Raw genomic sequence first — 9,158 nt, 5'->3', positions numbered from 1 at the left:
GTCACTGACTACCAGGGGTCTCTTCTTCCTGCCGCGTTGCGCCATGAGACCATCGTAACCAATTCTTCATCGAATTAACGACTCAGAACACTAGGTTGCGCGCGGCGAAGGTGTCAACCCGGGTTGCTACTCGGGGGAGGCGACTCGTGCACGACGCCTCCACGCCCGGGGCCCACAGGTGTTCCGGGCTCCTACCGAGCGTCGGTCGTCCGGTAGGAGCCCGGCGGGAGTACCCATCCCCACGTACGTGGGGCTCAGACGCGGGGCCTGTCGTTCTCGATCCGGTACATCGGCCCACCCCCACGTACGTGGGGCTCACATCCTGCTCACCGACACCACCGCCTGGGCCTACGGTCCATCCCCACGTGCGTGGGGCTCACTGGCAACGGGTTTAGGCCAGAAAATGCGGTAGCGGTCCATCCCCACGTGCGTGGGGCTCACCACACCACAGACGACAACAACGGCGGGAACCGCGGTCCATCCCCACGTGCGTGGGGCTCACGGCATCGAGTACGAAATGGACCTGGTCGCGGACGGTCCATCCCCACGTGCGTGGGGCTCACCAGAAGAACGACCCGACGTTCAACATGAACGGCGGTCCATCCCCACGTGCGTGGGGCTCACATCCTGCTCACCGACACCACCGCCTGGGCCTACGGTCCATCCCCACGTGCGTGGGGCTCACCGGTAGCAATGTTGCTCCCCCGACACGGCAGGCGGTCCATCCCCACGTGCGTGGGGCTCACTCCATCGACCCGATTCCCGGTTCGATCCACAGCGGTCCATCCCCACGTGCGTGGGGCTCACGCCGAGTGTGGGGCACCGGAGAACTCGCCCAACGGTCCATCCCCACGTGCGTGGGGCTCACGGCGGCGACGTTCCCGCGAAAGTGGGCGAAGGCGGTCCATCCCCACGTGCGTGGGGCTCACGTCGGACGGGCCCTTGTAGCCCGACGTATCGCCGGTCCATCCCCACGTGCGTGGGGCTCACGCGCCCACGACACACCGTCATGTCGTGGGCGCCGGTCCATCCCCACGTGCGTGGGGCTCACGGTCACCCAATTCATGAAGATTGCGCGATTCTCGGTCCATCCCCACGTGCGTGGGGCTCACACGATGCAGCCAGGGCAGGTCGAGATGGAGTTCGGTCCATCCCCACGTGCGTGGGGCTCACCTTGCGGTCGATGCCCAGGTCCTGACCGATGGCGGTCCATCCCCACGTGCGTGGGGCTCACGGCGGCGACGTTCCCGCGAAAGTGGGCGAAGGCGGTCCATCCCCACGTGCGTGGGGCTCACGTCCGGCGCGAGCACCGCCGACATGTTGACGATCGGTCCATCCCCACGTGCGTGGGGCTCACTCACCGGATGCCGAGCGACCGTCGCCAAGGTTCGGTCCATCCCCACGTGCGTGGGGCTCACGCCTCGGTGGCGAACACGGCGGACATCCAGTACGGTCCATCCCCACGTGCGTGGGGCTCACACGCTGTTCCCGACATGGACGGTGCACCGGGCCGGTCCATCCCCACGTGCGTGGGGCTCACACCGCGCACCTGAATCGCGCTCCCCTGCAACGCGGTCCATCCCCACGTGCGTGGGGCTCACACCATGGACCCGCTGGAACTCGCCGACGAGGTCGGTCCATCCCCACGTGCGTGGGGCTCACTGGCGGCCGGTGTCCAGGTCGAAGACGACGTGCGGTCCATCCCCACGTGCGTGGGGCTCACACCATCGGGCCCCGTTCGGAGAAGGGTCGGGTCGGTCCATCCCCACGTGCGTGGGGCTCACGGCGCGCGCCTGGTCCAGGACCCGCGCGAGCTCGGTCCATCCCCACGTGCGTGGGGCTCACGAAACAGGTCGCGGTCGCCGCCAGAGCGCGGCGGTCCATCCCCACGTGCGTGGGGCTCACCGATGACCGTGCCCCACCGTCAATCAGGAGCTCGGTCCATCCCCACGTGCGTGGGGCTCACCCACGAGCTGGGTGTGGCCCTGCCCGCCACTGCGGTCCATCCCCACGTGCGTGGGGCTCACCCAGCAACCACTGCCCCGCCCCCGGCATGTCCGGTCCATCCCCACGTGCGTGGGGCTCACCGGGCAAGTACGCAGGGGCCAAGTTCAAGTTCGGTCCATCCCCACGTGCGTGGGGCTCACGTACGCCCATGGCTGGTCATCTGCGTGGTGACCGGTCCATCCCCACGTGCGTGGGGCTCACTGCGGTGGCTGGGGTGGAACACGGTGGTTCTCCGGTCCATCCCCACGTGCGTGGGGCTCACGACCTCGACCACCCGCCCGGCACCCGGATGCACGGTCCATCCCCACGTGCGTGGGGCTCACTAGGCCGTCAGGGTCTACACTGGACACGTCAACGGTCCATCCCCACGTGCGTGGGGCTCACCGCCGCCGGGATGAATTGCATCGGGCCCATGGCGGTCCATCCCCACGTGCGTGGGGCTCACGCTTGACGACCTGCGACAACACTGACCGTTATCTCCGCTTGACATTCGCCCCGCATACAACCGAGCACGTTCTGGACCAATCCCTCAGCCAACAGCACTACTGTGCACCAGGGTCTCATAGGCGTCCGCCCTTCCGTGGTGGATGTGAAACGGATCTTCACACCCCTGAGCACGTCCACCGCGGTGAAGATGGGCGCCGTCTTCTGGAGCTGGCCCGGGTCGCAAATTCCGACTACCAGGGCTTTAGCGCCGCCCCCTAACCAGGCTTGGGTGAGCTCCAGCGCGCGATTTGGCGGCAGTGTAGTCCTCCACTATCGTCAGCCGACGACAGGTTCGCCTCGCTCAGCGAACTGACGACGGTGGAGATCGCCGCGCCGAGGAACCCGCCTGCGCCCACGAGACCTCAGTGTCTGGTGAAGCGGTATCCCGCGTGGTGCAGTACGTCTCCGTCGAACTCCCCGAAAGCCCAGAAACCCAGGTCGTCGAGGTAGTCGATCCGCGATCCGTTGATCCAGTACCTGCCGGTGTAGGCGCTCTCCCTGTCTCCACGCGCCTCGTCGTAGCGCCCGTTCGGCAGCAGCTCTTGGCGGACGAACCCGTTCTCCTCCACCCACAACCCCGTGTGGGGGTGGAGCGGGTCGTGGACGGGCTCCTTCACCCGTCCTGGGGCAGCGCCCGGCTCCTGAACCGGCCGTCCGTCCCAGACACGGACCCGCCCGCCGGTGATCTGCACGTCAAGGCGGCCTTGCCCGGCAGGGGCGGTTTCCTCGGGAGCGCCGGGCTCGTCGGCGTACCGGAACACGGCGACATCCGCGGCCCCGCCCGGGGTCAGAGTGCCCCCAGCGTGGTCGCGGGTGAGATCGAGGGTGGCGGGCAGGACGACGGTTCCCGAACAGTCGACCACGATCATCCCGTCGTCGCCAGCCGCCGTCAGAAGACCCGGACCGACCCCGACGATCACCTCTCCTCCGATGAGGACGTCCGCCCTCAGCCAGTCGCCCATCAGCGGGTTGTTCGTGATCACGACGCCGCCCGTCAGTAGCAGCGGGCGTCCGCCCGGGTCGCCCAACTGGGCCAGCAGCGCCTCGTCGCGCCCCGGCCGGGTCGCGGGGCTCGAGCCGCTCGACGCGGGAGTGGTCGTCGGCAGGTCGTTCATGTTGCTCCGTGTGTCCTGTCCTCGCTCGATGGCGTTCACACGTCGGGGGTTCGTCCGGTGCCGCTCGTGCGGTCCTCTCCCGGCCCCCGCCTGGCCGAGGAGCCGGTCCCGTGAGACGCGGACCTCTCCCCGCAGGGCGTCCAGGTCGATGTCCAGCACCCTTCCGTTCCACTTTCGAGGCTCACCGTTGACCAGGACGGTGACGATGTTGCGGGCGTCCGCGCCCAGGACCACGGTGCCGACCGGGTTGTTCAGCGGCATGTTGTTCAGGTCCTCGGCGGCGATGACCAGGAGGTCGGCGCGTTTGCCGGGGGTAAGCGACCCGGTCACCCCGCCCAGGCCGTTGGTCCGTGCGCCTTGGAGCGTGGCGAAGTCCAGTACGTCGTGCACGCCGATCCGGACCGGTTCGGCGTCGGCGCCGTAGGCCGCGTTGACCGCCCGCATCCGCTGCACGGTGTGCAGGGCCCGCATCTGGGTGAACATGTCCCCGGCCAGGGCCACCTCCACGTCGATGCTGAGCCCGGGGCGCACTCCCACGGCCAGTGCCTCGTCTACGGCGGGGATCGCGGTCTCCAGACCGATCTGGGCGTCGGAGGTCGGCGCCAGGGAGACCGTGGTCCCGGTCTCCCCGATCAGCTTCCACGCCTCGTCGGTCAGGCCGGTCGCGTGGATCAGGGTGACGTTCGGGCCCAGGAGCCCCTGCCGGGCCCAGTCCCGCACCGCACGGGAGGACGAGGCACCGAGGACGGCGTCGACGCTGACCCCGACGTCCATCTCCCTGGCGACGCGCGCCAGTCCGGGCCCGTAAGCCAGGGACGGCCCGGCGATCTCGTCAGTGGCCAGCGCACCGACCCGCAGGGTCAGCATCCGATCCGACCCGCCCGCGTACTCGTCACGGAGCCGGGCGAGGTCCCCGGGCCACTGCTGGTCCCAGGCACCGAAGTGCGGCCCCATCGCGGCGTGGACTCCGCGGACGCCGCTGTCCACCAGGGCCCGGACCGCGGCGTCGGAGTGCTCGCGCGACCTCGAGTTGTGCGAGAAGTCGAGCATGCAGGTGATGCCGGCGTCGATCGCCGACAGGGCGGCCAGCCGGGTACCGACGTACATGTCCCGGGGCTCGTAGAGGGGCGCGTAACCGGCCAGGGTAGTGGTCACGTAGCCCACGAGATCGTCCACGTCCGGCATGATCCTGCGCAGCTGCGACTGCCAGGCGTGCCGGTGGGTGTCCACGAAACCCGGAGTGATGATCGTGCCCGTCGCGTCGATCACCACCGCGTCCCCCGCCTGCGGTACGGCACCCACCTGGGCGATCGAGTCTCCCTCGACCAGGACGTCCGCACGTTCCAGCGTCCCGATTTCCGGGTCCATGGTGACGACGGTCGCGTTGGTGAAGAGGACACGGCGCCCGGGGTCGTCGGCCCGGCGCTGGATCTCCTCCAGGGCGAGGGGGCTGCCCGGGTCGTGTGTGGTGGTCTCGGAACTCATGGAGTGCTTCCTCCGTCGGGTGCGGCGCGGTGGAGGGGACTCCACCGCCTTCACCCGAAGTCTCGTCCCGCCACGCGGAGGCGACCAGGTCGCCGTCATCCCTGGTGCGCGACTCCCAGTGACGGGACGGCGCCGCCTCGGGGCCCCGGTCTCACCCGAACCGTCGCCGACCGTTCCGGCCCCGGTCCGTCTGGTCGCCCCCTACGTGGGGATCGGCGTGCAGGGAACCGAGCAGGGCCAGCGCCCCCTCCGAGTCACTGCCCCGTTCCGCCTGGTAGACGATCAGTTGCTGCCCGGGGGCGCCGTTGACCGTGAAGCTGTCGTAGCGCAGGTCCAGGGCGCCCGCCTGGGAGTGGTGCAGCGGTTTGGCGTCGCCCGTCTTGCCCCGCACGTCGTGCCGCGCCCACAGGGAACGGAACTCCTCGCTCTTGAGCGCGAGCTCACCGACGACCTCGTTCAGCCGGGGATCGTCGGGGGCCAGGCCCATCGCGCGATGGAGTTCGGCGACGGTCGCCGAGGCGGTCCGGCGCCACTCACGGTGGAAGCGCCGCGCCGCCGAGTCGAGGAAGACCATACGCGCCAGGTTGTCGTCCAGCGTGAAGTCGGAGTGCAGGGCCTCAGCGAGGCGGTTGCGTGCCAGGACGTCCAGGGGGTGGTCCAGCACGAAGGCCGGAGTGTCACTCCAGCGTTCGAGGAGGCGGGCCAGGTGCGGGGAGACACGTGTGTCCCGGCGGGCCCGCCCGCGCGGGCGTCCCTCGGCGCGCGCCAGCCGACGCAGGTGCTCCGTCGCGTCCCCGTCCAGGTCCAGCGCCCTGGCCAGCGCCTCGACCACCTGCGTGGAGGGGTGCCGTTCGCGGCCCTGTTCCAGGCGCATGTAGTAGTCGGTGCTGACCCCGGCCAGGAGCGCCACCTCCTCGCGGCGAAGGCCGGGAACCCTGCGCCGGCCGTACGCGACCAGACCGAGGTCCTCGGGAAGCAGCCGTGAACGTCTGGCGCTCAGGAACTCCCCCAGGTGGGACCGGGGATCGGAGCTTTGGTCGGTGCCCATGGCGTCAAGGCTAGACCGAGGCGGTCCGCGCCGGAAGTCATATGGGTGGGTGGGCCCCACCCACCCGACACCCCGCCCGCCCAGTCCCATCGTGGTCCATCCCCACGTGCGTGGGGCTCACGCCGCTGCGTGCATCGGCGAGCAGGGTTGGGCCGGTCCATCCCCACTTGCGTGGGGCTCACTACCGGAGGGCGTCGACGCTGTGGTCGTGGGACGGTTCATCCCCACGTGCGCGGGGCTCACACACCCGAAGAGGTCGGCGCGGACGTGATCGACGGTCCATCCCCACGTGCGTGGGGCTCACCATCGCGGCGGCGGCCTCGTCGAAGTCGATTCCGGTCCATCCCCACGTGCGTGGGGCTCACCCGGATTGTCATTATGTCCGGTTCAATCCTGACGGTCCATCCCCACGTGCGTGGGGCTCACCAAGGCCGCTCGGGCGAGGGAGTTCACCGGCCGGTCCATCCCCACGTGCGTGGGGCTCACTCGACCTCGCCGTCGAGTGCTCAGGCGTTGCCCGGTCCATCCCCACGTGCGTGGGGCTCACTCCTTGACGTGCCCGGCGACCGGAGCGGTGCCCGGTCCATCCCCACGTGCGTGGGGCTCACCACCCAAGGGGGTGAGTGATGGGGGAGGAGGACGGTCCATCCCCACGTGCGTGGGGCTCACTACTGACAGACCCCGGCACGGATTGTCACACCCGGTCCATCCCCACGTGCGTGGGGCTCACGACATGTGGAAGGCCTCCCCGCAGGCCGAACACGGTCCATCCCCACGTGCGTGGGGCTCACGCGTTTCCATTCGATGTGGGCCAGCCAGCATCCGGTCCATCCCCACGTGCGTGGGGCTCACGTCATGCCCGTGGCCACGCAGTGGATCGCGGACGGTCCATCCCCACGTGCGTGGGGCTCACCGCAGGAACAGGCCAGTGAGCTGATCGACGACCGGTCCATCCCCACGTGCGTGGGGCTCACTTGCCCATGACCGGGAGGTACTCCTCGGGGTGCGGTCCATCCCCACGTGCGTGGGGCTCACACGGCGACACCTGGGCACCGCCCGGCGTCACCCGGTCCATCCCCACGTGCGTGGGGCTCACCGGGCGGCGGCGAGATCGTCAACGCTGTCCCCCGGTCCATCCCCACGTGCGTGGGGCTCACTCCGAGCACCAGGCGTACCGGCTGTTCGTCGCCGGTCCATCCCCACGTGCGTGGGGCTCACCGGTGTCCGGGTCGTGGGTCTGCATGAGGGCCGGTCCATCCCCACGTGCGTGGGGCTCACGAGCGTGGACCCGCACAGGGCGTCGCGTGGGTCGGTCCATCCCCACGTGCGTGGGGCTCACGAAGCCCTCCGCGAAAACCTCGCCCGCCAGGGCGGTCCATCCCCACGTGCGTGGGGCTCACATCTCGTACTCGGTGCCATCAGGCCCCGCCATCGGTCCATCCCCACGTGCGTGGGGCTCACAACCTCCCCGCCGACGAGTAACCCGGTGAGCCCGGTCCATCCCCACGTGCGTGGGGCTCACGGATACCGGCGAGCCCAGGCCGAACGAGACCAGCGGTCCATCCCCACGTGCGTGGGGCTCACCACGTCCGATCGGCCAGCGTGGTGCCCCCGGTCGGTCCATCCCCACGTGCGTGGGGCTCACGCCCTGCCCACCGGGGAGCCCGACGGCGACGACGGTCCGTCCCCACGTGCGTGGGGCTCACGCGCCGCCGCCGAGGTCCTCGCGCAGGCCACGCGGTCCATCCCCACGTGCGTGGGGCTCACGCTTTTTTCATGCCCAAAAACAGGAGGGTTCCCGGTCCATCCCCACGTGCGTGGGGCTCACTTCGAGCTGCTCGTCGATGGCTGCCGCGAGAGCGGTCCATCCCCACGTGCGTGGGGCTCACGCCCAACGCCAAGCCGCGCCGGGCCGGTACGCCGGTCCATCCCCACGTGCGTGGGGCTCACGGCCACGGCACGCTCGGCTGCGGTGATGGCCTCGGTCCATCCCCACGTGCGTGGGGCTCACCTCGGGCCCGGTGGTGTGGGTGAACTCCACGCCGGTCCATCCCCACGTGCGTGGGGCTCACGGAGCACTGGAAAACTCCAGCGCCGGAACAACGGTCCATCCCCACGTGCGTGGGGCTCACCGGTGATCGCTCACGGGGGCGAGGAGGAATACCGGTCCATCCCCACGTGCGTGGGGCTCACCTTAGCGACAGCGGGGTTTCGGTAGATGACGCCGGTCCATCCCCACGTGCGTGGGGCTCACTCCGGGGCAGATGCGGGAGGAGTTGGTGGATGCGGTCCATCCCCACGTGCGTGGGGCTCACTGGTGCAGGTGTAGGTGAGGGTGCAGGTGTGTCGGTCCATCCCCACGTGCGTGGGGCTCACGTCAGCGCCGAACCCGGGAGCCTGAGGCAGTTCGGTCCATCCCCACGTGCGTGGGGCTCACCGTGGTGACCCGCTCCAGCAGGATGCTGGCGCCGGTCCATCCCCACGTGCGTGGGGCTCACTCCAACTCCAGCTCGACCTGGCCGAGCAGGTGCGGTCCATCCCCACGTGCGTGGGGCTCACCACGTCCCGATGTCAACGCCGGTCGTGGTGGGCGGTCCATCCCCACGTGCGTGGGGCTCACCCCCGCCTCGTGCGGGGCCTTCTGCGTGTCCGCGGTCCATCCCCACGTGCGTGGGGCTCACGCTTAACGACCTGCGACAACGCGGACCGTTATCTCCGCTTGACCTTCGCCCCGCATCCAACCGAGCACGTTCGGGCCACTCTCAACCCGCAGCCAACATCACCTCTGACGCACCAGAGTGCATAGGTATCCGTGGTCCGTTCCAGAGCACCCCAGAGCCGCCGAACCTTCCCCCCTCTTCACCGGCGTCAGGAGTACCCCCTGAGATCAGAGGCCTCTCCGGATGCCGCGAGCTTGCGCAACCCCTAGATGAGTAATTCCCAGGGGTGCGTGGTCTGAGCATGAGGCGAGGGAGCCCATGGTCTTGTTGTGACGCAACACCTGAACTCCCTCGCCC

General features: G+C 69.6%; 2 protein-coding genes and 2 CRISPR repeat arrays. Both genes read right to left on the bottom strand.

The features are described from left to right. Positions 1-229 precede the first annotated feature (229 nt). Positions 230-2,452: a CRISPR direct-repeat array (repeat unit 29 nt; unit sequence CGGTCCATCCCCACGTGCGTGGGGCTCAC). A 403-nt stretch (positions 2,453-2,855) separates the two neighbouring features. Next, on the bottom strand, positions 2,856-5,093 hold the full coding sequence (locus ACFYL4_RS27300) for an Atu4866 domain-containing protein (protein WP_387522235.1): 2,238 nt from the start codon (positions 5,091-5,093) through the stop codon (positions 2,856-2,858). Between the two features lie 151 nt (positions 5,094-5,244). After that, positions 5,245-6,141, bottom strand: coding sequence for a helix-turn-helix transcriptional regulator (locus ACFYL4_RS27295; RefSeq protein ID WP_387522234.1), 897 nt, complete (start codon positions 6,139-6,141; stop codon positions 5,245-5,247). A 92-nt stretch (positions 6,142-6,233) separates the two neighbouring features. Next, positions 6,234-8,822: a CRISPR direct-repeat array (repeat unit 29 nt; unit sequence CGGTCCATCCCCACGTGCGTGGGGCTCAC). Positions 8,823-9,158: the final 336 nt, after the last annotated feature.

Origin of the sequence: Nocardiopsis sp. NPDC006938 (assembly GCF_042869555.1) — a bacterium.
Classification (GTDB): domain Bacteria; phylum Actinomycetota; class Actinomycetes; order Streptosporangiales; family Streptosporangiaceae; genus Nocardiopsis.
The sequence above is the reverse complement of the archived record's forward strand: the minus strand, read 5'-3'. Positions and strand labels throughout refer to the sequence as shown.

Bases quoted from the DNA above. Each gene is read 5' to 3' on its own strand.
- ACFYL4_RS27295 (WP_387522234.1), bottom strand. From the start codon at position 6,141: ATGGGCACCGACCAAAGCTCCGATCCCCGGTCCCACCTGGGGGAGTTC.
- ACFYL4_RS27300 (WP_387522235.1), bottom strand. From the start codon at position 5,093: ATGAGTTCCGAGACCACCACACACGACCCGGGCAGCCCCCTCGCCCTG.